Source organism: Pseudomonas sp. LFS074 (assembly GCF_047978165.1).
Taxonomy (GTDB): domain Bacteria; phylum Pseudomonadota; class Gammaproteobacteria; order Pseudomonadales; family Pseudomonadaceae; genus Aquipseudomonas; species Aquipseudomonas putida_P.
In genome coordinates, this window is record NZ_JBFPFV010000001.1 from 3326118 (window position 1) to 3348833 (window position 22716).

The 22716-nt window shown below is 62.5% G+C and carries 27 protein-coding genes; 16 read left to right on the forward strand and 11 right to left on the reverse strand.

The annotated features are described in order from the left end of the window. Window positions 1-300 (forward strand): DUF7693 family protein, encoded by a 300-nt coding sequence (locus ACNQP3_RS15195; RefSeq protein ID WP_012272528.1) that lies wholly within the window; start codon window positions 1-3, stop codon window positions 298-300. On the opposite strand, the gene ACNQP3_RS15200 is transcribed toward ACNQP3_RS15195, so the two are convergent. Both ACNQP3_RS15200 and ACNQP3_RS15205 read right to left on the reverse strand, forming a co-directional pair. Next, window positions 273-887, reverse strand: coding sequence for a 2-hydroxychromene-2-carboxylate isomerase (locus ACNQP3_RS15200; protein ID WP_012272529.1), 615 nt, complete (start codon window positions 885-887; stop codon window positions 273-275). The genes ACNQP3_RS15195 and ACNQP3_RS15200 overlap by 28 nt on opposite strands. Window positions 888-916: 29 nt before the next feature. After that, window positions 917-1648: an SDR family oxidoreductase gene (locus tag ACNQP3_RS15205; RefSeq protein ID WP_264316145.1), complete on the reverse strand. Its 732-nt coding sequence runs from the start codon at window positions 1646-1648 to the stop codon at window positions 917-919. Between the two features lie 89 nt (window positions 1649-1737). Here ACNQP3_RS15205 and ACNQP3_RS15210 point away from each other — a divergent pair, with 89 nt between their 5' ends. Together ACNQP3_RS15210 and ACNQP3_RS15215 are read left to right on the forward strand one after the other, a co-directional pair. Continuing rightward, window positions 1738-2301: a TetR/AcrR family transcriptional regulator gene (locus ACNQP3_RS15210; protein WP_012272531.1), complete on the forward strand. Its 564-nt coding sequence runs from the start codon at window positions 1738-1740 to the stop codon at window positions 2299-2301. After that, window positions 2288-2881 carry a DUF4157 domain-containing protein gene (locus ACNQP3_RS15215; RefSeq protein ID WP_012272532.1) on the forward strand — a complete coding sequence of 198 codons (594 nt, stop codon included), beginning with the start codon at window positions 2288-2290 and terminating at the stop codon, window positions 2879-2881. Before ACNQP3_RS15210 ends, ACNQP3_RS15215 begins: the two co-directional genes overlap by 14 nt. A 46-nt stretch (window positions 2882-2927) precedes the next feature. Here the strand turns inward: ACNQP3_RS15215 and ACNQP3_RS15220 are convergent, their stop codons facing one another. Further along, complete coding sequence (locus tag ACNQP3_RS15220) at window positions 2928-3920, reverse strand: bile acid:sodium symporter family protein (protein ID WP_223296380.1); 993 nt, start codon at window positions 3918-3920, stop codon at window positions 2928-2930. Between the two features lie 118 nt (window positions 3921-4038). Between ACNQP3_RS15220 and ampC the strand changes: the two genes are divergently transcribed. Both ampC and ACNQP3_RS15230 read left to right on the forward strand, forming a co-directional pair. Beyond that, window positions 4039-5181 (forward strand): class C beta-lactamase, encoded by a 1143-nt coding sequence (gene ampC / locus ACNQP3_RS15225; RefSeq protein ID WP_012272534.1) that lies wholly within the window; start codon window positions 4039-4041, stop codon window positions 5179-5181. A 301-nt stretch (window positions 5182-5482) separates the two neighbouring features. Beyond that, the gene (locus tag ACNQP3_RS15230; RefSeq protein ID WP_012272535.1) at window positions 5483-5815 is read left to right on the forward strand and encodes a hypothetical protein; all 333 of its coding nucleotides are present in this window, start codon (window positions 5483-5485) and stop codon (window positions 5813-5815) included. A gap of 46 nt (window positions 5816-5861) precedes the next feature. On the opposite strand, the gene ACNQP3_RS15235 is transcribed toward ACNQP3_RS15230, so the two are convergent. The 5 genes from ACNQP3_RS15235 to ACNQP3_RS15255 form a co-directional block, all read right to left on the reverse strand. Continuing rightward, window positions 5862-6173 carry a hypothetical protein gene (locus ACNQP3_RS15235; protein WP_012272536.1) on the reverse strand — a complete coding sequence of 104 codons (312 nt, stop codon included), beginning with the start codon at window positions 6171-6173 and terminating at the stop codon, window positions 5862-5864. A gap of 140 nt (window positions 6174-6313) precedes the next feature. Further along, window positions 6314-6502, reverse strand: coding sequence for a hypothetical protein (locus tag ACNQP3_RS15240; protein ID WP_003253897.1), 189 nt, complete (start codon window positions 6500-6502; stop codon window positions 6314-6316). Window positions 6503-6640: 138 nt separating this feature from the next. Continuing rightward, on the reverse strand, window positions 6641-6961 hold the full coding sequence (locus ACNQP3_RS15245) for a YbjQ family protein (RefSeq protein ID WP_012272537.1): 321 nt from the start codon (window positions 6959-6961) through the stop codon (window positions 6641-6643). A gap of 70 nt (window positions 6962-7031) precedes the next feature. Further along, window positions 7032-7916, reverse strand: coding sequence for an O-acetylserine/cysteine exporter (locus ACNQP3_RS15250; protein ID WP_012272538.1), 885 nt, complete (start codon window positions 7914-7916; stop codon window positions 7032-7034). A gap of 240 nt (window positions 7917-8156) precedes the next feature. Next, a complete protein-coding gene (locus ACNQP3_RS15255; RefSeq protein ID WP_012272539.1) occupies window positions 8157-9200 on the reverse strand; it encodes an ABC transporter substrate-binding protein in 1044 nt (347 codons plus the stop codon). Window positions 9201-9377: 177 nt separating this feature from the next. Between ACNQP3_RS15255 and ACNQP3_RS15260 the strand changes: the two genes are divergently transcribed. The 3 genes from ACNQP3_RS15260 (at window position 9378) to ACNQP3_RS15270 (ending at window position 13252) form a co-directional block, all read left to right on the forward strand. Then, complete coding sequence (locus ACNQP3_RS15260; protein WP_264316146.1) at window positions 9378-11330, forward strand: FAD-dependent oxidoreductase; 1953 nt, start codon at window positions 9378-9380, stop codon at window positions 11328-11330. 39 nt (window positions 11331-11369) lie between these two features. Further along, complete coding sequence (locus ACNQP3_RS15265) at window positions 11370-11969, forward strand: helix-turn-helix domain-containing protein (RefSeq protein WP_012272541.1); 600 nt, start codon at window positions 11370-11372, stop codon at window positions 11967-11969. An 80-nt stretch (window positions 11970-12049) separates the two neighbouring features. Beyond that, entirely contained in the window at window positions 12050-13252 is a 1203-nt protein-coding gene (locus ACNQP3_RS15270) for an NAD(P)/FAD-dependent oxidoreductase (protein WP_264316147.1), read from the forward strand. 62 nt (window positions 13253-13314) lie between these two features. Here the strand turns inward: ACNQP3_RS15270 and ACNQP3_RS15275 are convergent, their stop codons facing one another. Then, complete coding sequence (locus tag ACNQP3_RS15275; protein WP_012272543.1) at window positions 13315-13926, reverse strand: FMN-dependent NADH-azoreductase; 612 nt, start codon at window positions 13924-13926, stop codon at window positions 13315-13317. A 133-nt stretch (window positions 13927-14059) separates the two neighbouring features. Between ACNQP3_RS15275 and ACNQP3_RS15280 the strand changes: the two genes are divergently transcribed. Together ACNQP3_RS15280 and ACNQP3_RS15285 are read left to right on the forward strand one after the other, a co-directional pair. Further along, window positions 14060-14962: a LysR substrate-binding domain-containing protein gene (locus ACNQP3_RS15280; protein WP_012272544.1), complete on the forward strand. Its 903-nt coding sequence runs from the start codon at window positions 14060-14062 to the stop codon at window positions 14960-14962. Then, complete coding sequence (locus tag ACNQP3_RS15285; RefSeq protein ID WP_012272545.1) at window positions 14955-15314, forward strand: MmcQ/YjbR family DNA-binding protein; 360 nt, start codon at window positions 14955-14957, stop codon at window positions 15312-15314. Before ACNQP3_RS15280 ends, ACNQP3_RS15285 begins: the two co-directional genes overlap by 8 nt. 38 nt (window positions 15315-15352) lie before the next feature. On the opposite strand, the gene ACNQP3_RS15290 is transcribed toward ACNQP3_RS15285, so the two are convergent. Beyond that, complete coding sequence (locus tag ACNQP3_RS15290; protein ID WP_069942478.1) at window positions 15353-15766, reverse strand: DUF1294 domain-containing protein; 414 nt, start codon at window positions 15764-15766, stop codon at window positions 15353-15355. After that, the gene (locus tag ACNQP3_RS15295) at window positions 15759-16589 is read right to left on the reverse strand and encodes an undecaprenyl-diphosphate phosphatase (protein ID WP_012272547.1); all 831 of its coding nucleotides are present in this window, start codon (window positions 16587-16589) and stop codon (window positions 15759-15761) included. Before ACNQP3_RS15295 ends, ACNQP3_RS15290 begins: the two co-directional genes overlap by 8 nt. Before the next feature lie 299 nt (window positions 16590-16888). On the opposite strand from ACNQP3_RS15295, the gene mcpP reads away from it, so the two are divergent. The 6 genes from mcpP (at window position 16889) to ACNQP3_RS15325 (ending at window position 22669) form a co-directional block, all read left to right on the forward strand. Beyond that, the gene (gene mcpP / locus ACNQP3_RS15300) at window positions 16889-18523 is read left to right on the forward strand and encodes a methyl-accepting chemotaxis protein McpP (RefSeq protein WP_060493131.1); all 1635 of its coding nucleotides are present in this window, start codon (window positions 16889-16891) and stop codon (window positions 18521-18523) included. 194 nt (window positions 18524-18717) lie between these two features. After that, window positions 18718-19284 (forward strand): nicotinamide riboside transporter PnuC, encoded by a 567-nt coding sequence (pnuC, locus tag ACNQP3_RS15305; protein WP_012272549.1) that lies wholly within the window; start codon window positions 18718-18720, stop codon window positions 19282-19284. Continuing rightward, the gene (locus ACNQP3_RS15310; RefSeq protein WP_264316148.1) at window positions 19281-19850 is read left to right on the forward strand and encodes an AAA family ATPase; all 570 of its coding nucleotides are present in this window, start codon (window positions 19281-19283) and stop codon (window positions 19848-19850) included. The genes pnuC and ACNQP3_RS15310 overlap by 4 nt, the downstream gene beginning before the upstream one ends. A 297-nt stretch (window positions 19851-20147) precedes the next feature. Continuing rightward, complete coding sequence (locus tag ACNQP3_RS15315; protein WP_012272551.1) at window positions 20148-20588, forward strand: hypothetical protein; 441 nt, start codon at window positions 20148-20150, stop codon at window positions 20586-20588. A 1-nt stretch (window position 20589) separates the two neighbouring features. After that, window positions 20590-21168, forward strand: coding sequence for a hypothetical protein (locus tag ACNQP3_RS15320; RefSeq protein WP_012272552.1), 579 nt, complete (start codon window positions 20590-20592; stop codon window positions 21166-21168). 49 nt (window positions 21169-21217) lie between these two features. After that, entirely contained in the window at window positions 21218-22669 is a 1452-nt protein-coding gene (locus tag ACNQP3_RS15325) for a hypothetical protein (protein WP_060514103.1), read from the forward strand. The last annotated feature ends 47 nt before the right edge of the window (window positions 22670-22716 follow it).

A 22716-nucleotide genomic window follows, 5' to 3' on the forward strand; every position in this document is an offset into this window, starting at 1 on the left:
TTGGCGCGCAGCGGTGCACTGAACACTCGGGATATTTACCAGCGCCTGCGCAACGCGGCCCTTGGTGTGCAGCACCTGGAGGTGAGTGCACGCCACGATGGCGGTCTGGTCGATGTCGACATCCAGGGCTGGCGATTGACGCTGGCCCTGGATGCCGAAGGCTTGGCACATTGCATTCATTGCCAGGCCCCCGACGGTGAACAGGCCGGGCTTGAGGACTGGCAGCGCTACGGCACCAACCCCACCGACCTGCTCAGCCTGTGGGAGCGCACTCAGCTGGAGAAGCTGCTGGCGCCCTGACGCAGCGCTTCTTCGACAAAGTCCAGGCGGTCCTGGCCAAAGAACATCGCATCGCCCACAAAGCAGGTGGGCGCACCAAACACCCCGCGCGCCACAGCCGCCTCGGTTGCCTGCTTCAGCGCAGCTTTTACCTCACCGTCAGCCGTCAACCCGTGAAATACCTGCGGGTCGAAGCCTGCCTGGGTCAGCGTCTCATCCAGAACTGCGTTATCGCCCAGGTTGCGGCGTTGTGCCCATAGCCCATTGAACAGCGCCGACAACAGGGCCTCGAACCGCTCCGGTGAACGCAACTGGGTACCCAGCACGCCGCGCATCAAGGCCAGGGTATTGATCGGGAACCCTGATGGCATCCCGAACGGTACCTCGTAGCGTGCGGCAAAGCGTGCCAGGTCGGTAAACATGTAGCGCCCCTTGGCCGGGATCGTCGCCGGCGAGGCGTTGCCGGTGGCCTGGAACACCCCTCCAAGCAGAATTGGCTGGTAGCGCAGTGTGGCACCTTGGCGGGCACACAGGCTCGGCAGTTGGGTCCAGGCCAGATAGCTGGCCGGGCTGCCCAGGTCAAAATAGAAATCGACAGTCTTGTTCATGCTTAGGGTCCTTGCGGGGTGATAGGGGCTTACCAGCGTTCCATCCAGGGGCGCAGGTCCAGCTCGAACGTCCACGCATCGCGAGGCTGGGCGTGCAGGAACCAGTAGCTGTCGGCAATGTGCGCCGGATCAAGGATGCCATCCTGGTCCTTGAGGGCATAGCGCTCGGGAAAGCTGTCGCGGATGAAGGCCGTGTCGATGGCACCGTCCACCACCACATGGGCGACATGGATGTTGCGTGGCCCCAACTCGCGCGCCATGCTCTGCGCCAGGGCACGCAGGCCATGCTTGGCCCCGGCGAAGGCAGCAAAACCAGCCGCGCCGCGGGTACCGGCAGTGGCACCGGTGAACAGAATCGTGCCGCGCTCACGCTGGACCATGCGCCTGGCCACCGCCTGGGCCGTCAGAAAGCCGGCAAAGCAGGCCATTTCCCAGATCTTGAAGTACTTGCGTGGGGTTTCTTCCAAAATGCTGCACGGCACATTGGCGCCGATATTGAAGACAAAAGCTTCGATTGGGCCAATATCGCGCTCGATGGTCTCGACCAGTGCAGCTACCTCATCTTCTTTTCGCGCATCAGAGCCAAACCCGTGGGCCTGGCCGCCAGTGGCGCGTATCTCCTCCAGCAGCGGCTGCAATTTCTCAGCCTGGCGCCGAGTTACGCAGGCGATGTAGCCCTCACGGGCAAAGCGCTTGGCAATCTCGCCCCCGGTGGCGTCCCCTGCCCCGATCACCAGCACCACTTTTTGTTGTTCTGTCATGCCCGCCTCCATTGGTGAATGATCGTTTAGTAAACGAACGCTATGTTATGATCGCGGTCTTCGTCAAGCCCGCTTGCAGAGGCATGTGAATGCGCTACTCCAACGAACACAAACAGCAAACCCGCGACCGGTTGCTGGCCAGCAGCGGCGCGCTGGCCAAACGCGGGGGGTTCGCCAGTACCGGCGTGGCAGGGCTGATGAAGGCGATTGGCCTGACCGGCGGTGCCTTCTACAACCACTTCCCGTCAAAGGACGACCTGTTCACCGAGGTAGTACGCCAGGAGCTGTGCAACAGCCCGCTGACACGCCTGACCAGCCAAGGTGCCAACCGCGAGCGCCTGGGCCGCTGCCTGCAGCAGTACCTGAGCCTGGCCCATCTGCACAATGCCGAGGGTGGCTGCCCACTGCCGCCACTGGGAGTGGAAATTGCCCGCGCCGAAGCACCGGTGCGTGAAGTGGCTGAGCACTGGCTGCTGGAACTGCACCGTGCCTGGAGCACAACCCTGGAGGATGAACAATTGGCCTGGGTGCTGATCAGCCAGTGCGTCGGCGCACTGCTGGTCGGGCGCATGTTGGCCAGTGAAAGCGTACAAGCGCAGGTACTGGACGCCAGCCGCCAATTTGTCGAACAGGCCTTGCATGAGGCGGATTAGTGCCCTGCTGGGGTTGCTGCTGGCCCTGCCAGCGTTCGCCGAACAGGCCTGCCCGCCAGGCCAGTACCAGGTGTGCCTGATGGGCTGCTTCTGCGCCCCGATCGACCCTGGCCAGGCCGGGCAGATCCTCAAGGATGTTGAGGTGATGGCCTCGTCCAGTCTGACCTACGCCTTGCGCCAGGCTCGCGACGAGGCCACGGCCAGCGGAGTGCAGCCGATTCCGTTGCATATTCGGGCGCAACTTGAACCTTGGTACGACTTTGCCGTGCTCGATGCGGCGCGCTTTCGGGTGGGGGATGAGCAACAGATGAGCGCAGCCAATGCGCTATTGCAGAACCCCGATGTGAACGCCGTGACACTGATCGACACGATCATCTTCCGCCGTGCCAACGATGCCGAGGACAACGTGGCCTTGTGGGCGCACGAACTCAAGCATGTGCAGCAGTACCAGGAACTGGGCGTGGAGGAGTTTGCCCGACGCTATACGCGCAACTATGACGACCTGGAAGGCCCCGCTTACAAGATCGAGGCCGAGGTGAGCAAGGCGCTGCGCGAGCGTACTTCCGGGCAGGCCAGATAGCAGCAGTTGCCGCTGCGCGGGTGCGGCATCTGCTGCTACGTGACAGTCAGGGCGCCGCCGAAGCCTCTTGCGCCACCTGCTCACGGCTGGCGTAACGCTGCGCCAGCACAGCACACACCATCAGCTGAATCTGGTGGAACAGCATCAGCGGCAAGATCATCGCGCCAATACCACTGCCCACGAACAACACCTGGGCCATGGGTACGCCGGTAGCCAGGCTTTTCTTGGAACCGGCGAACAGGATGGTGATGCGGTCCTCGAGGTCGAAGCCCAATGCCTTGCCAAGCAGGCGAGTACCAAACAGCACCACCGCCAGCAAAATACCGCACACCACGAACAAGCCGGCCAGGTGCTGCGGCGATACGGTGTGCCACAGGCCGGTCACCACAGCCTCGCTGAAGGCCGTGTACACCACCAGCAAGATCGACCCCTGGTCCACCACCTTGAGCCACCGCGCATTGCGCTTGACCCAGGCGCCAATCCAGCGCCGCGCAATCTGGCCAGCAACGAACGGCACCAGCAGTTGCAGGGTGATCTTCAACACCGCATCCAGCCCAGAGCCCGTATCACCACTGGCGCCCAACAACATCATCACCAGCAACGGCGTCAGGAAGATACCCAGCAGGCTGGAAGCCGCCGCGCTGCAGATCGCCGCCGGCACATTGCCACGGGCCAACGAGGTGAAGGCGATGGCCGACTGCACGGTAGCCGGCAAGGCGCACAGGTAGAGCACGCCCAGGTAAAGCTCGTTACCCACCAGTGGCACGAACAGCGGCTTGAATGCCAGGCCCAGCAGCGGGAACAGCACGAACGTACAGGCGAACACCAGCAGGTGCAGGCGCCAGTGCCCGGCACCGGCAATGATCGCTTCACGCGACAGCTTGGCGCCATGCAGGAAGAACAGCAGGCCGATGGCCAGGTTGGTCAGCCAGCCGAAATACACCGCGCCATCGCCCGAGCAAGGCAGCACGGTGGCGATAAGCACCACCCCGAGCAAGGCCAGGGTGAAATTGTCGAATAACATGCGTAGATACTTCATCACTGTGTCCATCTTGTCATTGTGCAAGGGCAGACGATAAGGTCTGCGGCTTTTCGCTGCTAACGCCGGAACCCCCAGCGGTATCGCTCAACGGACACGCGCCATAAAAGGACCCGCCATGCCCCGCCCTCGCCTGGCTGCACTTGCAGCCGCCATCACCCTCACTTTGGGTCACGCCTGCGCACAGGCCGACGACCAGTTGCAGGCCAAGGTCGACCAGATCATCCGCCCGCTGATGCAGGAACAAGGCATCAGCGGCATGGCCGTGGCCATCTATGCCCGCGACCATGCGCACTACTTCAGCTACGGCGTGGCCAGCAAGGCCGACAACGTGCCGGTAAGCCGCGACACGCTGTTCGAGATCGGCTCGCTGAGCAAGACCTACACCGCCACCCTCGCCGCACTGGCCAGTGCCGAAGGCAAGTTGGACCTCGATGCCCCGGCAAAGCGCTATCATCCGGCACTGGCCGGCGTACCCATTGGCGACGCGACCGTGCTGGAACTGGGCGCCTACAGCGCCGACTGCCTGCCGCTGCAGTTCCCGGATACGGTGCAAACACCACAGCAGGTGGTCGATTTCTTCCGCCACTGGCAACCTCGCGCCAAACCCGGCACCCAACGCTGCTATTCCAACCCCAGCCTGGGCTTGTTCGGTGACCTGGCCGCCCGCGCACAGCACCAACCGTTCGCCACGCTGATGCGCGAAGGCCTGTTGGCGAAAATGGGCCTGGAGAACACCTACTTGCAGGTTCCAGCCAGTGCCCACGGCCTTTATGCCCAAGGCTACGACGCCACCGACAAGCCAGTGCGCGTCGGCCCCGGCCCTTATGCCGACGAGGCCTACGGTATCAAGACCAGCGCCAGCGACTTGCTACGCTATGTGCGCCTGCAGATGCAGCCACAGGGCCTGCCAGCGGCGCTGGTGAAAGCCACGGCCATTACCCAGCAGGGCTACTTCCAGGTCGGCGCCATGACCCAAGGCCTGGGCTGGGAACGCTACCCCTACCCGGTTACGTTAAGCACCCTGGTCGATGGCAACAGCCCACGGCTGATCCGTGAACCGCAGGCAACCACACGCTTGCAACCGGCCCTGCCCGCGCTGTCGGCAGCCTGGTACAACAAGACAGGTTCAACCAATGGCTTCGGCGCCTATGCCGCGTTTGTCCCCTCCGAACAGCTGGCAGTAGTGCTGCTGGCCAACCGGAATTATCCGAACGAAGCGCGGGTTCGCGCGGCCTTCGAAATACTGTCCGGGCTGTAGCCGAAGCCGCGATTGTCGAACAAAACGACAGAAATGTAGTGCTCGAAAATATTCACTACAAAATAGTTGACGCCGTTCATCGCGCTTGTGCATGATGAAGCCGTCTCCCCGATCGGGAGCGGTGGCAAGGGTGTTCCAGACGGCCTGCGCGGTAACGCAGGCCGTCCGTGGAGAGGGAAACTGTCCAAAAGGCAGCGTGAGAAAGCCCCTGTTGCGATGCTGCTGTAGCAGCCTTGGTAGTGCGCTACACCGTGGTAGCGCCAACTGTGAAAATCACCTACGAATGGGTAATGGGGGCTTTATGATGAACTTGAACAACAATCCGACTATCGACCAATTGGCTCAGCTGTTCGCCATCCGCAAGGACAGCCTCGACGACCACCTGCTGTGGGTTAGCCAAACCGGTGAAGTGCGCCTCGACCGCCTGCCACCGAACACCGTCGAAGATGAATTTGAAGAGCACCTGCCCAGCATGCGTGCCCGCTTCAAGGTCTACCGCCGTGGCCAAGGCTACGTCGGCAAGAAGGCCGCCGCCGACACCGAGTTCGTTGGCCGCGTGCTGCAGACCCTGCAACAAGAATGGCCCGCTGCCCGTGAGCAGCAGGCAGTCAAGGTGATCGAACCGCTTAACTGAGGGTTCGCACCCTTACCAGAGCCCGGCCAGCATAGGCCGGGCTTTTTCATGCCTGGCGCCGCTGCAGGCGGGTTTCCGGCAAGGGCAAGGCGCCCGTTGCCATCGCTCGGGCGCGGTCGACACCCCATACCAGCGCGCGGGTCATGGTCTCGCCTGGCCGGGCGGGGTAATACTCTTCCAGCAACGCCCGCCCATCCCCGGCGTACAAACCCAGAAACAGCTGCGTCGCCCCAAGGCGCGACAAGCGCACCTGTACGTCCAGTGTGGTGCCGTCGCTGAGTGCTTCGTCGTGGCAGCGGCTGTGCAGCTGGGCGTCGGCCCACTGCCAATAGGTCTGTTCCCTGACTCGCATGAGCATTCAATCCTCCGTTACTGGAATGCCGCATCAGAAAACCACAGCCTTGGCCATCCGGCGAGCGTTACCCGGCAATACCATGAGGCGTATCAACGAATGGCAAAAAAAACCCCGCCATTGGGCGGGGCTTTGCTGGAGCGGGCTTACTTCTTCAGTGGTACCCGCGGCATGAAGCGGCCTTTTTTGCTGCGCTGCAGATGTGCAGGCTGGAGCTGTTCGGAATCATCCAGCGTCATGTGGGCGAACCCCAGGCGGAATGCCGCCTGGCCGCAACGCACCTGGCTGTTGATCGGGAACGCATCGTTCAGGTCTTCGAAAAAGGATTCGCTCATGCCCTGTCTCCCTCCAGTGGCGGTCGCGCCGGCAACCAGAAAAGTTGCCCAGGAAACGCGGCCTGTGAAAGTGAGACTAGCTGGTCATTTGCAGACCGCTCGGACAAGCACCTTGCCGCCGACCAGTGGCAGACGGCTCTACTTCAGGCGCACTGCCGTACCGGTTGCAAATACCACGACCATGCCGCCCTGTACCGACGGCATGCTGATCTCGAAATCCACCCCCACTATCGCATCGGCTTGCAACTGGCGTGCCCGCGCCATGAGTTCTTCGGTGGCCTGTTCGCGGGCCTCGCGCAGCGCGCTTTCCAGGGTTTGCGAACGGCCGCCGAAGAAATCGCGAAAGCGTGTAAAGAAATCGCGCACGAAGTTGATGCCTTGCACCGATTCGGAGCTGACCACGCCCAGGTACTCGGCAATCGGGCGGCCTTCGAGTTGGCTGGTGGTGGAAATGATCATGAATGCGCTCCGCAGGTCTGGCCAAAAGAGACCGATTCTAACAGAGCGCAGCTCAATGAATTTAAGCCCTTTATGCCATGGCAGCCCGCAAACGCTGGCCGATCCGCGCACCAAACACGTTTACCAGCAAACCAGCCATCACCAGCAATGCGCCCCAGCCCTGGGTAGTGGTCAGGCGTTCGCCCAGCAGCAACGCCGACGAGCTCAAGCCGATCACCGGTACCAGTAACGAGAACGGTGCCACCTTGCCTGCCGGGTGACGCGACAGCAGTGTGCTCCACAGGCTGTAGCCAAGCATGGTGGCGACAAACGCCAGGTACGCCAGGGCCAGTACCGAACTCCAGCTGATGTTGGCCAGGGCATGGCCGATGCGTTCAGGGCCTTCCAGCCACCAGGACAGCGCCAGGAATGGCAGCGGCGGGATCAACCCACCCCAGATCACCAATGCCACCAGGTCAACCGAGCCAAAACGCCGGGTAATGATATTGCCCAGCCCCCACATGGCACCGCCACACAGGGTCAGCACCAGCGCCAGCATTGGCACGTGGCCGCCGTCCTCGCTGCCGATCAACGCCAGGCCGCTGGCCGCCACCAACAGCCCAAGCACGCTGGCCAGGCGCAGCCGCTCACCGAGGAACAGCGCAGCGAAACCAAGGGTAAAGAAGGCTTGCGACTGCAGGATCAACGAAGCCAACCCTGGCGGCATGCCGCTGTACATGGCCTGGAACAGGAACGCGAACTGGCCCAGCGAAATGGTCGCGCCGTAGGCGATCAACCAGCGCCACGGCAGTTTCGGCCGCCTGACCAGCAATACCGCCGGGAACGCCACCAACAAGAAGCGCAATGCCCCCAGCAACATCGGCGGCAAGCCATCGAGGCCAACTTTGATGACCACGAAGTTGACTCCCCAGGCGACAATCACCACCAGGGCGATGAGCAGGTCCTTGAGCGGCATTGCGACTTCCTTCTGCAATCTTTCTAGACATATTTCGTTACAGCATAAGGCTATTCCTTGAGTTGGGACCAGCACAGTTGTGGCCAAGGGTTGCGCAACAGTGACTGTTCCTACTCACCAGTATCGGCACGTTCATGCTTGATAATCGGGCGAGACCTTGCTCAGCATCCGTAGCCAGGCCGCCAGCGCCTGCCGCTGGCTTTTTTGTTGCAGTCATCATGGTTGTGCCTGTGCTGAGCGCTATTTACTGGCCCAGGCATTGAAGCGCTGCTCCAGTTCTTCGCCATGATCGACCCAGAATTCCACATTCATCGCCAGCGCCCCCTGCAGGTTTTGCGGCGACGTAGGCACCCAGCTGGCCAAGGCCGGGTCAAGCTTGGCGGCTGCCTGGGTGTTGGTCGGCCCATAGGGGATCTGTTGCACATACCGCACCTGCGTATCTGGCTGGTTGGCGTAGGCGATCAGCCGTTTCGCCTGGTCGACATGCCGCGAGCCTTTGATGATTGCCCAATAGTCCATGCCGTACAGGCTGCCAGGCCAGACCACGGCCAGCGGGCTGCCCTGCTGCGCGGCCACAGCGATACGCCCGCTGTAGGTCGACGTCATCACCACATCCCCCGCCGCCAGCCATTGCGCTGGCTGGGCGCCGGCGTCCCACCACTGGATGTAGGGTTTGAGTTCACTGAGCTTGGCGAACGCCCGCTCGACACCCGCCGGCGTGGACAGAACCTGGTAAACGTCCTCGACCTTGACCCCGTCAGCCAACAGAGCGAACTCCAGGTTGTACACCGCGCGCTTGCGCAGGCCCCGCTTGCCCGGGTACTTGTTCACGTCCCAGAAATCGGCCCACGAAGCCGGCGCCTGGGCTAGTTTGCTACGGTCATAGGCGATGGCCACGCTCCACACCAGCGCAGCCGAACCACAGTCCTGCGCCGCGTCAGGGACCAGCTCGGCGGCATGGCCCAGGCGCTGCCAGTCCAAGTGCTCGTAGACGCCCTCATCGCAGCCGCGCATCAAGTCCGGCCCCTCGATCTGCACTACGTCCCAGTCGACATTACCGGTGTCGGCCATTACCTGAATGCGCGCCATCTCGCCGTTGTACTCACTCTGGATCAGCTTGCTGCCATCCTGGGCGCTGAAGGGCTTGAAGATCGCCTCATCCTGGGCTTTCTGGCCTGCGCCGCCGTAACCGACCACGACCATCTGCGGCGCGGCATGCGCATTGCCCAGACCAAGGGCCAGCAAGGCTGCACAAAGGCTGGTCACACGTGGAAATAGCTGCATCGTAGTTTCCCTCTGCTGGTGCCCTACGGGCCCGTTTTCTTGTTGTTGTGAGGTCACACCCTCGCTGAGAGGGTGACGAAAACCTAGTCGTGCACCATTAAAAAAACAAGTTGATTTTTTACTGTTGCTACACTTTCATAATAAAAACAAGAACAACACCGCACCGGAGCCGCCAGAATGCAAACCGCCTTCCCTCACCTGTTCGAAGCCTTGCAGATCCGCGGCAAACGCTTGAAGAACCGCATCATGTCAACCGGGCACGACACCTGCCTGCCCACCGACAACCTGGTCAACGACAAGCTGATCGCCTACCAGCGGGACCGTGCTGCCGGTGGCGTCGGCCTGATCGTGCTGCAGGTCGCCGGGGTGCACGACAGTGCCCGCTACACCTCACACGTACTGATGGCCACCGACGATGCGTGCATTGATGGCTACCGCCAGCTCGCCGAGGCTTGCCATGCGCACGGCACCGTGGTGCTGTCGCAGCTGTTCCACCCCGGGCGGGAGATCATGGAGTCGGCGGACGGCCTGCTGGCGGTGGCCTACTCGGCCTCATCAGTGCCCAATGAGCGCTTCCGGGTAATGCCGCGCGCGTTGGACCAGGCGATGATCGACGAAATCGTCCAGGGCTACGCCAGCGCCGCCCGCCGTCTGCACCAGGCCGGGCTGGATGGCGTCGAGGTGGTCGCCAGCCATGGCTACCTGCCCGCGCAGTTCCTCAACCCGCGGGTGAACCTGCGCAGCGATGGCTACAACGGCGAACTGGCGCAGCGCTTGAGGTTCTTGCGCGAAGTGCTGGCCGCTGTGCGCGCCGCCACCGACGAACATTTCATCATCGGCCTGCGCATCAGCGCTGACGAGCGCGACACCCAGGGCCTGAGCGAAGACGAGTCACTGGCGGCCGCCGTGGCCTTGCAGGGCCAGCTCGATTACCTGCATATCGTCGCCGGCACCTCGGCATCGCTGGGCGGCGCCGTGCATATCGTGCCGCCGATGGCGATCGAGGCGGCTTACTTGGCCCGCGAGGCCGGCACCTTCAAGCAACAGCTCGATATACCGCTGTTCGTCACCGGGCGCATCAACCAGCCCCAGGAAGCCGAGCTGATCCTGGCGCGCGGCCAGGCCGATGTGTGCGGCATGACCCGAGCGTTGATTTGCGACCCGTTGATGCCGAGCAAGACCGAACGCGGCCAGGTCGAGGACGTACGTGCCTGCATCGCGTGTAACCAGGCCTGTATCGGCCATTTCCACCGTGGTTTGGCCATTTCCTGCATTCAGCGTCCAGAAACCGGTCGTGAGCTGCAATACGGGCAACTTACGCCCGCCATTTCGCCCAAGCGCATCATGGTCGCAGGTGGCGGGCCTGCCGGTATGAAGGCCGCCGCCGTGGCCGCCGCGCGCGGGCACCAGGTCACCCTGTACGAGGCCGGCCCGCAGCTGGGTGGGCAGGTGTTGCTGGCCCAGCTGCTGCCAAGGCGTAGCGAGTTCGGCGGTGCCAGCACCAACCTGCAGCGGGAAATGGCCCTGGCCGGTGTAGAGGTAGTGCGCAATACCCGGGTCGACCGCGCCCTGGTCGAACGCGAGCGCCCGGACCTGGTCATCGCGGCAACCGGTGCCACCCCATACTGGCCGGCGTTCGAGCGTACCGGGGAGCTGCAGGTGGTGGACGCCTGGCAAGTCCTGCGCAATGAAGTGAAGCTGGGGCGTTCGGTGCTGGTGGTCGACTGGCGCTGCGACTGGATCGGCCCCGGTATCGCCGAACGCCTGGTACGCGAGGGCCATCAGGTGCAATTGGCGGTAAACGGCACCCATTGCGGCGAAAGCCTGCCGCTTTATGTACGCGATCAACTGGCCGGCGAGCTGCATCGCCTGGGCATCCCCATCACCCCTTATGCCCGCCTGTATGGCAGCGACGACAATACGGTGTACCTGCAGCACACCGCCAGCGGCGAACCAATGATCTTCGAAGGCATCGACACCCTGGTGCTGTGCCTGGGCCATCAACCGGAAGACCGCCTTGCCACTGAACTGGCAGGCCTGGTGGAGGTACGACGGATTGGCGACTGCCTGGCGCCGCGCACGGCCGAAGAGGCCATTCACGATGGCCTGACAGTTGCCTGGGCGCTCTGAGGCTGTACATACTGCGGCTTTTGCGATGGACCGACGTGCATGAGCCAACTCCCCCAGCCCCCCGCCAGCGAAACCGGGGGCGCCGCACCGCAGTTTCTCGGCACACGCATCCGCGGCCTGCGCAAGCGCCGCGGCATGACCCTGGCGGAGCTGGCCGCACACAGTGAATTGACTGCGGGCTACATCAGCCAGCTGGAACGCAACCTCTCCTACCCGTCTATCCCGGCGCTGTTCAACATCGCCCGCAGCCTGGGCGTGACCATCCAGTGGTTCTTCGCCAGCGAAGCCACCACCGCGCCCGAGGACCAGGGCTATGTGGTGCGGCGCAACAGCCGCCTGAGCGTGCACTATGAAGACGGCATCGTCGATCAACTGCTCACCCCGCAGCCCAACCGCCAGCTGGAGATCCTGCACTCACGCTTCCCCCCGGGCACCTACAGCCAGCAAAGCTACAGCCATGACGGCGAAGAAGCCGGCTACCTGCTGAGCGGCACCTTCGAGCTATGGGTAGGCGAGCGCCATTTCCAACTGAGCGAAGGCGACAGCTTCAGCTTCTCGAGCCAGGAACCACACCGTTATGGCAACCCCGGTGAAGTGGATGCCGTGGTGATCTGGGTAATCACGCCGCCAACATTCTGAAGCACTCCTGCAGACGCTGGTAACACCGTTGACCCCCAATTGGGTCTACCTTGTCATCCGAACTTCAAAGGAGCACAACCATGAAGCAGATCCTGATCATTGGCGCGGGTTTTGCCGGCCTGTGGAGCGCGCTCAGCGCCATCCGTCAGCTTGACCTCAACGGCAGCAAGGATGTCGAGGTCACCCTGCTTGCGCCTCAGGCCGAGCTGCATGTGCGTCCGCGTTTCTACGAGCCCGACGTACACACCATGGCCGCGCCGCTGCACACGCTGTTCGATGCCGTCAATGTCCGCTTCGTGCAAGGCACCGCCTGCCATATTGATGAAGGGGCGCGCCGAGTCAGCTATCGCACCCCCAGCGGCACGTCGTGCGCCCTGCCCTACGACCGCCTGATCGTGGCCTGTGGCAGCGAGCTGAACCGGCCTGACAGGGTCGGTATCGAACATGCCTTCGATGTCGACAAACTCGAGAGTGCCGCACGCCTGGAAACCCATCTCAAGTCGCTGGCAAGGCTGCCCGACACACCGGCACGCAATACCGTGGTGGTGGCCGGGGGCGGCTTTACCGGCATAGAGACCGCCACCGAACTACCGGCCCGCTTGCGCGCGATACTGGGTGAAGACGCTGCGTTGCGTGTGGTGATAGTCGACCGAGGCGCAAGAATTGGCGCGGCCCTGGGTGACGGCATCCGCCCGAGCATCGAGCAGGCAAGCGAGGCGTTGGGCGTTGAATGGATCTGTGGCGCTACGGTGGCTTCGGTAGAGCCTGCCGGCGTGCTGCTGGACAACGGCCAACGCATCGACGCGGGTACGGTGATCTGGACTGTGGGCTTCAAGGCCAACCCGCTCACCGAGCAGATCAGTGGCGAGCGCGACCATCAGGGGCGCCTGCACGTCGATGGCAACCTCAAGGTCAAGGGTAGTGATTCGGTGTATGCCGCTGGAGACGTGGCTTACGCCGCCTGTGACGAACTTGGCAACCATGCGGTGATGTCTTGCCAGCACGCGATTGCGCTGGGGCGTCATGCGGGCAACAATGCGGCCGCCGAACTGGTTGGCGTGGTGCCGAAGACCTATAGCCAGCCCAAGTACGTGACTTGCCTTGACCTGGGTGCCTGGGGTGCGGTGTATACCGAGGGATGGGAACGTACGGTGTCACCACCGCAGGACAAGGCCGAGGCCAAAGTACTGAAATCGCAAATCAATACCGTGTGGATTTACCCGCCAGCAGCCGATCGCACAGCAGCACTGGCTGCGGCTGATCCGGCGATCCCGGTAGCGTAAGGCTGTCGCGCCCCCCGCTGTGGGGGCGCGAAAACCTTCATGTTCCGAGCAGGGCCGTTGAATCAGGCCACAGCAAACAGCTCATTGGCAATCTGCGCCTGTGCAGCATCAATCGCCTGGCTGCGCTGCTCCGGGCCATAGGCCAGGCCATGGGCGCGAACAATTTCCAGGTCGGTGACACCGATAAAGCCCAGGAACACTTTCAGGAAATCTTCATGCCCGGCGCCAGTCGGCTGGCCAGCGTGCAGGCCACCGGCGGTGGAAACCAGCACCACTTTCTTGTCACCGCACAGGCCTTCGGGGCCAGCTTCGGTGTAGCGGAAGGTCTTGCCGGCGACAGCGACGCGGTCGATCCAGGCCTTGAGCTGGGTCGGCACGGTGAAGTTGTACATCGGCGCGCCAATCACAACAGCGTCGGCAGCCAGGAATTCTTCCAGGGTCTCGGCGCTCAGCTTGGCTTCGAAAGCCTGGGCGGCGTCACGCACGTCTTCAGGGGTGCCCGCAGCTACCAGGGTAGCGGCAGAGAAGTGGGCGATGGCATCGGCCGCCAGGTCGCGGTAAACCACCTCGACGCTTGGGTCTGCAGCCTTCCAGGCCTCGACCACTTCGCGGCTCAGCTGGCGGGAGGCGGAATTGTCGCCCAGGATGCTCGAATCGATGTGCAACAGTTTCATGGGACTCTCCTGTTAATGAAGACCGCATCAGTGGGCGATCACGATGGGGAGAATCCTACCGAGGTGAGCAATGGCTGATAAGCTGGCAAAAATGCGTTAGTTTGTCCCACAGGTGGAACAGTGAGACATTCCCATGCAAGACCTCAACGACCTCTTTTACTTCGCACGCGTGGTCGAAGCCGGCGGGTTCGCCGCCGCCGGGCGCCAGCTAGGCATCCCCAAGTCGCGCCTGTCACGGCGTATCGCCGAACTTGAAGAGCGCCTGGGCACACGCCTGCTGCAACGCACCACCCGGCAACTCAAGCTCACCGCGGTAGGTGAGCGCTACCTGCATCATTGCCAGGCCATGCTGTTGGAGGCCGAAGCTGCCGATGAAACCGTGGCCAGCATGAGCAGCGAACCACGCGGGCGTTTGCGCGTGTCATGCCCGGTAGCTCTGGCGCATGCGTTCCTGCCGGATGTGATCAGCCGCTTTCTTGAGCAGTACCCGCTGGTGCAATTGGACATGGTGCTGATCAACCGCCGGGTAGACCTGATTTCCGAAGGTATCGATGTGGCGTTGCGCGTACGCGACCTGGGCGACGAAGACCCGGCCCTGGTTACCCGCCGCCTGCGCCAGGCGCAAATGCAACTGGTGGCCGCGCCCGGTTTCGCTGACCACATTCGAGAACCAGGCGAGTTGGCGTCATTACCGGTGCTGGGCGCCGCCGAGGCAGACCGGCTGGTGCACTTCCGCCTGCTCGGCCCCGATGGCAAGCAGCAGGAAATCGCCCTAGAGCCACGCTTGGCGATCGATGATTTCGTAGTACGTAATGCTGCTGTACGAGCCGGCCTGGGTTTCACTGCGTTGCCCAGCATGTTTTGTGAAGAAGAACTGGAGCGCGGCGAACTGGTGCGCCTGCTGCCAGACTGGTCGCTACCGGGTGGCTATCTGCAGGCGGTGTATCCCCATCGGCGTGGTTTGCTGCCTGCAGTGCGGGTGTGGATCGATCACCTGGCGGCATCATTCGAAGCCTGTGGAGAGCGGTATGTCTGAGCGAAAGATGAGCCAAGCCCAGGTGGCGGCGTTTTGCCTGAGCCTGCCGGGTGCGCGGGAAGACTACAAATGGGGCGGCATCCGGGTGTTCTCGGTGGCGGGCAACAAGATGTTCGCGGTACTCGACCTGGCCGGCGCAGGCTTGTCGTTCAAGGTGGCCGACGAGCTGTTTCTCGGCTATTGCGACCGCCCTGGGGTTCGGCCGGCGCCATACCTGGCGCGGGCGAAGTGGGTCAGCATGGCACTGCCCTACCCAATGGGGCGTGATGAGCTGTGTGACTTATTGCAGCGCTCGCATCAATTGGTGGTGCGACGCCTGCCCAAGCGGTTGCAGGTGGGGCTGGTCATGTGATCGACCTGTACCCGCGTAAAGGCCGGTACAGGTAAACCTCAAGCAAAGGGCAGATAGCGCCCTTCAAAAAACAGCCAGTCGGCCCAGAACACTTGGTGCACCAGCACAATCCCCCAGCACACCAACTGGTACGAGACCTTGCGGGTCTTGTGTCGGAACAGCTGCTGCGCCAACAGCGCCCCCGGCCAGCCGCCCAGCAATTCACTGGCATGCAGCACTTTTTCCGGTGTGCGCCAGGCCTGGGTACGCGCCTGCCGTTTATCCTGCCAGTACAGCAACAGGCTGATCAGGCTCATCGCCGGGTACAGCGCCAGCGGCCACCAGGCCTGGTCGTTCCAGGCCATGCGCGCCGCACCCAGGCCTGGCAACAGGCACAGCAGGCCTAACAGCAACAGCTTCAGGCGCACATTGCGCACGCCTTCGGCTCGTTGCCCGCGCAGTGCCTCAGCCATGTGCGGTCGACCAGTCAACCCAGCCAAACTGCCAGGTCGCCAGAATCAGCAGGCCGAACACGATACGGTACCAGGCGAATGCCGCGTAGCTATGGTTGGCAATGAATTTGAGCAACGCCCGTACGGCGATCATGGCGAAGATGAACGAAGTCACGAAGCCAATCGCAAACACCGGCAGGTCAGCGGGCTGGAACAGGTCGCGGTACTTGTAGCCCGAATACACCGCTGCACCGACCATGGTTGGCATTGCCAGGAAGAACGAGAACTCGGTCGCTGCCTTGCGCGACAGGCCAAACAGCAGGCCACCGATAATGGTCGAGCCGGAGCGTGACGTGCCCGGGATCATCGCCAGGCACTGGACAAAGCCGATTTTCAACGCATGGCTCCAGCGCATGTCGTCCACATGGTCCACCTGCACACGATGCTCGCGGCGCTCGGCCCAGAGCATGATGACGCCGCCGACCACCAGTGCCGTTGCCACGGTGATCGGGTTGAACAGGTACTCGTGAATCAGGTCGGCGAACAGCACGCCCAGGACCACCGCCGGCATGAACGCCAACAGCAGGTTGCCCGTGAAGCGGCGCGCCTTGGGCTGGCTGGTCAGGCCGAAGACCACTTCGAGAATCTTGCCGCGAAACTCCCACACCACCGCCAGGATCGCCGCCAGCTGGATGATGATGTTGAAAGCCATGGCCCGTTCGCCGCCAAAACCGATCAGGTCGGCGACGATGATCTGGTGGCCGGTACTGGAGATCGGCAGAAACTCCGTCAACCCCTCGACCACGCCCAAGATGATTGCCTGGAAGGCAGTCCAAAAATCCATCATTCCCCCGATGGAGCGCTGCTCGTTGCAGGCCCCTTGTTCTTGATTTGCTTGTGATTGCCGCACGCGGCCCGGCTGTTTTACAGCGACTGTTGGGCGCAACGCCAGTAGAAAAGTTCACGCTTGTTAAAGGTTTCATCTTGCGCGGCCGAAATCCTAGCAGAGCGCCTTTGCAATCGCTTTACGCGACCTGCTGCAGACTATTACGAAGATAGCACTTAGCCATTAGTCGGGTGGGGACTTGCTGCAAAGCATGCTTCGATGCACCTCAATAAAAAGAACAATGCGGGAGCTGGTGGATGAACACTCTGAGATCGATGTCGATCAGTCGTCGCCTGTGGCTGATCCTTGTAGTGGCGGTGGCCATGCTGGTGGTGCTGGGCCTGCTGATGCTGCGCCAGATCCACGGTGACCTGTACCAGGCCAAGGCAGAAAAGACCCGCCATGTGGTGCAGACCGCCGCCGGTGTGCTGGCCTATTACCAAGGCCTGGAGGCGGCCGGCACGCTCAGCCGCGAAGCCGCCCAGCAGCAAGCACTGCAAGTGGTGCGAGCGCTGCGCTACGACCACGACGACTATTTCTGGATCAACGACCTGGGGCCGACGATGATCATGCATCCGGCCAACCCCAAGCTCGACGGCCAGGACCTTTCCGCCATCCGCGACCCCGATGGCTTTGCCGTGTTCAACGAAATGGTCGCCCTGGCCCGCCAGCAGGGCGCCGGCCCGGTCAACTATCGCTGGCCCAAGCCCGGCGCCAGCGAGCCGGTCGCTAAAACCTCCTATATACAGCTGTTCAAACCGTGGGGCTGGATCATCGGTTCGGGCGTGTACGTCGATGACGTACAGGCCGAGTTCGCTCGCCAGCTACGCGACGCCTCGCTGGTCGGCGTGGGCATTGCCCTGTTGATGGCGCTGTTGGTCATGCTGATTGCCCGCAGCATCGCCCGCCCGTTGCAAGAAGCGGTGCAGGCGATGGGCAACATCGCCAGCGGCGAAAGCGACCTTACTCGACGGCTGGACACCCATGGCCGCGATGAAATCACCCACCTGGGCGAGCACTTCAACCGCTTCAACGGCAAGCTGCAAGGCGTGGTCGGCCAGCTGCAGGGGGCGGCCCATGCGCTGGCCCAGTCCGCTGGGCACGTCGGCGACAATGCGGGCGCCGCACAACAACACAGCGCCCAGCAATCGCTGCAGATGGACCAGGTGGCCACGGCGGTGAATGAGGTGACCTACGCCGTGCAGGACGTGGCCAAGACTGCCGAACAAGCCGCCGGGGAAATGCGCACCGCACAGCAGCAGGTGACGCACGGCCAGCAGGCCATTCACGGCAGCCTGGCGCAAATCGATCGGCTGTCGCTGACCATCGAGCAGGCCGTGCAGGTAATCCGCGACCTGGCCGGGCACAGTACACGCATTGGCGGCGTGCTGGAGGTGATTCGCTCCATTGCCGAGCAGACCAACCTGCTGGCGCTGAACGCGGCCATCGAGGCGGCACGGGCCGGCGAGCAAGGCCGCGGTTTTGCCGTGGTCGCCGACGAGGTGCGCCTGCTGGCCCAGCGCACGGCGCAGTCAACGGCCGAAATCCACACCATGATCGAGCACCTGCAAAGCCAGTCGGACGCTGCGGTCAAGGCCATCGACACCAGCAGCGAGGCGTCACGCCAGACCGTCGAGCAAGCCCGCGAGGCCGGAGCAAGCCTGGACGCCATCAACCAGGCACTGAACAACCTCACTGCATTGAATGCATCCATCGCCAGTGCCACCTTGCAGCAGGCGCATGTGGTCGAAGAAATCAACCGCAACGTGCTGGACACCGCAGGGCTGTCCCAGCAGACCGCTGATGCGGCGCGGCAGTCCAGCGATGCCGGGATGGCGTTGGGGCAGTTGAGCGAGGAATTGGAGCAGTTACTGCGGCAGTTTCGGGTATAGCGATAGAACGCAGCGCAGCCCTTGTGGGAGCCTTGTGCCGCGAAAGGCCGGCAATCTATGCGCTGACGCCGTAATCCTGGGGCCGCTTTGCGGCCCTTTCGCGACGCAAGGCCGCTCCCTCACGGCCCTACACCTTCCCCGGCCGACCCGTTACAATCGCGCCCCTTCCCCGATAGTCTCTCCAAGGATCGCCGATGTCCGGCCTTGAACTCATCGCCGCCGTCCTCGGCGTCACCGCTGTCTGGCTCACGGTCAAGCAGAACGCCTGGTGCTGGCCGATCGGTCTGGTCATGGTGCTGATCTACGGCTGGCTGTTCTACGAGGTAAAGCTGTACTCGGGCATGCTGCTGCAAGTGGCCTACGCCATCCTGCAACTGTACGGCTGGTGGCAGTGGAAGCGCCCCGAGCACGCAGAAGAAGCCCGCCAGGTCTCCCGCCTGCAACGCCCGGCGCTGTTCACCGGCCTGGCCGCCGGGGTGCTGCTGAGCGCCGCCCTGGGCGCGGCCATGGCCAATTGGACCGATGCTGCCCTGCCCTGGCTGGACGCCACCCTGACCGGCTTCAGCCTGGTGGCGCAACTGTGGATGGCACAGAAACGCCTGCAGTGCTGGCCATTGTGGGTGGTGGTCGACATCATCTATGTAGGCCAATACCTGCACCAGCAGCTGTATTTCACCGCAGGCTTCTTCGCCGTACTCACCCTGATTGCCCTGCGCGGCTGGCTGGAATGGCGCCGTGACCCGGCATTGGTGCAGCCATGAACGCAGAGCAGGCCATGAAGGTACTGGTGCTATGCGGCCCCGAGTCCAGCGGCAAAAGCTGGCTTGGCGGGGTGATCCAGGCGCATTTCGGTGGCGTGGTAGTGGCCGAGTACGTGCGCCATTTCATCGACCAGGAACGCCGCGATACCTGCTACGCCGACATTCCCGCCATCGCCCGCGGGCAACTGGCCTGGGAAGACCGGGCACGCGAGCAGGCACCGCCGCTGCTGATTCTGGACACCCACCTGCTCAGCAATATGCTCTGGAGCCAAGCGCTGTTCGATGACTGCCCGACCTGGCTTGAACAGGCACTGCTGGCGCGGCGTTACGACCTGCACCTGTTGCTTAGCCCGCAAGGGGTGGATTGGGTTGGCGATGGCCAGCGTTGCCAGCCCGACCTTGGCGACCGCCAACGCTTTTTCGACGACAGCCTGGCCTGGCTGAAGCGGAACAATCAGCCGCACCAGATACTTGAGGGCAATTGGCCACAGCGCCAATTGCTGGCCTTGCAAGCAGTTGCTACGCTGCTTGATAGCGATACGCCAGCCTGCCCGACCGAGTGTTAAGCCCCTGACACACTCCGTTGGGGCAAAGCCCCCGAAATTGCGGGGCTTTCCCCCGCTTCGGGCACAGTGTCAAGCTCATGAAACACCCTTGCAAAAACCCTTCCAATCAAGGCCACTGCTGGCTTGCCTAGCAACGCTTGCGGCCAGCTGTTTCATCACTGAGACAGAATACGCCGCAGTTTGTTAGCCATCCAGGCTAACCGCTTGATCTGCAAACGCTTCTCAAAAACGGCACACCTTCTGCTCTGTTGTTCGCATCGCTGAACAGGGCCAGCGCTCAAAGAAGGAGTTGCCGTCGTGAGGAAAAGAGACAAACGCCTCCATCACCTGCTGTTGGTAGGTTGCGTATTGGGGTCATTGAGCCTGACGGCCCAAGCGGACAACGGGATCATCATCATCAAGCGCGACGTGCAGGTACGCAACGCGACGATCCCTCCCCTGATCCCAGACCCAAGCCCTACCACGGTCAACGCCAACCCTTCTGCCTACGTGCTCAAGCAAACCAACGAACTGAGTGATGGCGACTTCGCCAGCATCAGCAGCGGCGCAGGCATCAGCAACATGATCACCCAGCAGACCAACAACCTGGGCGGTAACCTCGGTAACCAGAACCAATTACCCAATCTGTCGGGCGGGCGCGGCACCGGTGGCTCAGGTAACGGCATCGCCAACATGGTCAACTCAAGTGTGCAGCGTGGCCTCGCGCCGCTGCAGATCCTGACCGGCGGGGGCAAGTGAGATGAAGCACATGCTGCTGATTCTGGCCGCTCTGTGCAGCGCACCGGCCTTCGCGCAATCCTTGGTTCCAGTCATCAACAACGCCGACATCGACAGCTCCGGTAGCCGCTATCAGGGCAACCTGTCGGTCAACCAGGCCGCTGGCGACAAGCAGCAACAGGTCAATGCGCGCGCCATCGCCGTCGGCCCTGAAGCAAACGCCAGCACGCAGATCCGCCAACGCCTGAACACCCCCGCCGACCCCGCGATGGATGCCCGCTCGACCATCCAGGGCAACGCCTTCAGCAACGGCAGTGGCGCCCTGGGGGTCAACCAGAGCGCCGGCGCCAACACCCAGCAAGCCAACGCACTGAGCATCAGTATTGGTGCGCAGCCGCAAAGCATCGACGACAGCGTCCTCATGCAACAGAACGTGGCGCTGATCAACAACTCCGGAGCAACTGACATTCCAGCCGGCTATCGCCAGGTCACCACCAGTGATCAGGCCTTCACCGGTAGCCGTGGCGTGATCCAGTTGAACCAGAGTGCCGGGGTGGGAAACCGCATGGCCAACACCTTGAGCATCCGGGTCGCGGATTGACCCTTCAGTTAAGAACGACACTTAACCTAATAGAGTACGGAGAATCACCATGAAACCCTCGATGGCAATCAAGCCTCTGGTTTTCGCAATTGCTGCGGTCATGGCTGTTGCTGTACAAGCTGGGCAAAACGATCGGCGTAATGACCACCATAACGGCCACCATAACAATGGTCAGCACACGCCTCCACCCACCAAAATCCCTGTGTATGCAACGGCCAATGCCTGGGATACCCAATCCAGCACCGATAACCGCATCACCAACCAAGGCACCATCAACGAAGCCGAGATGAGTGACTCTGGCACAGGCTCCAGCGGCAACGTCGGCATCAACGTGGCGGCTGGTAACGGTAACCAGCAGGATAACGCCGCGGCCATTGCCAACGCCGGCTCCGAGTCGAGCCTGGACAACAGCTTCGTGTTCGGCATGGCCAACGCCACCGCCGACGTCGAGCAAACCAGCAGAAACAACCGGGTCGACAATTACTCGACCCAGTCTTCGGCTGTGATGAGCGGCTCGGCCAGCGGGGCTGAGGGCAACATCGGCATCAACATCGCCGGCGGCGACCTCAACCAGCAGAAAAACACCATGGCCATCGCCAACACCGGCGCCCCACTGGGTAACGCCACCGCCACCGCTTCGGCCAATCAGGACGGGCCAGGCCTGACGGTAAACAACGGCGCCGACCGCACCTACCGTGTGGATACGATCACCATCACCACCTCGGCCAGCGGCTCGAGCTCGCGTGATGGCACGTTCAACTCGACCGACGACCGCAGCTCGTCGTCGAGCTTCAGCGTGGCCGGCGCGCAAAGCGCCAGCTCCAGCGGCTCCAGTGGCTGGAATTCCAGCGGTTCGAGCAGCTCGAACGCCAGCGGCTCCAACAACTCCAGCGCCAGTGGCTCCAACAGCTGGGGCCTGAACGGCTCAGCCAGCGGCAGCAACAGCTCGTCGAGCAGCGCCAACCTCAACGCATCGCTGGATGCAGCAGCCAACGCTACCCGCACCCTCACCACCGATGATGGCCGTCGCGAGCGCACCCGCTCCAGCACCTTCGACGGTTCGTTGAATGCATCGCTGGATGTCTCGGTCGACAAGTCGCACGAAAGTGCCTACGACTCGTCGTTCGAGAAGGCCTTCGACTCCAACTACGACAAGTCGCATCAATCGTCGTACGAGAAGTCCAAGGATTCTTCGTACACCAAGTCTCACGATTCTTCGTACGAGAATGCTTCGGCGTCTGACTTCTCGAAGTCTGGCGAAAAATCGAAACAATCCTCGAACGACGTGTCGAAGAGCTACAGCGAAAGCAGTGCTTACGACTTGAGCAATACCGTGTCCTTCCAAGTGCTGACCCCGACCGGCTGGGCCAACCCTGTTACCAACACTGCAACCCTTAGCGGTTCGGTGAACGGTGGCAGCGGCAACCTGGGCGTGAACGTGGCAGCCGGTGTGGGCAACCAGCAGAGCAACTCGCTGGCCATCTCCAACACCTCGTTCTGACCGTTGTGCTTGAGGCCCCCTTCGGGGGGCCTTTCTTCAACAGAACC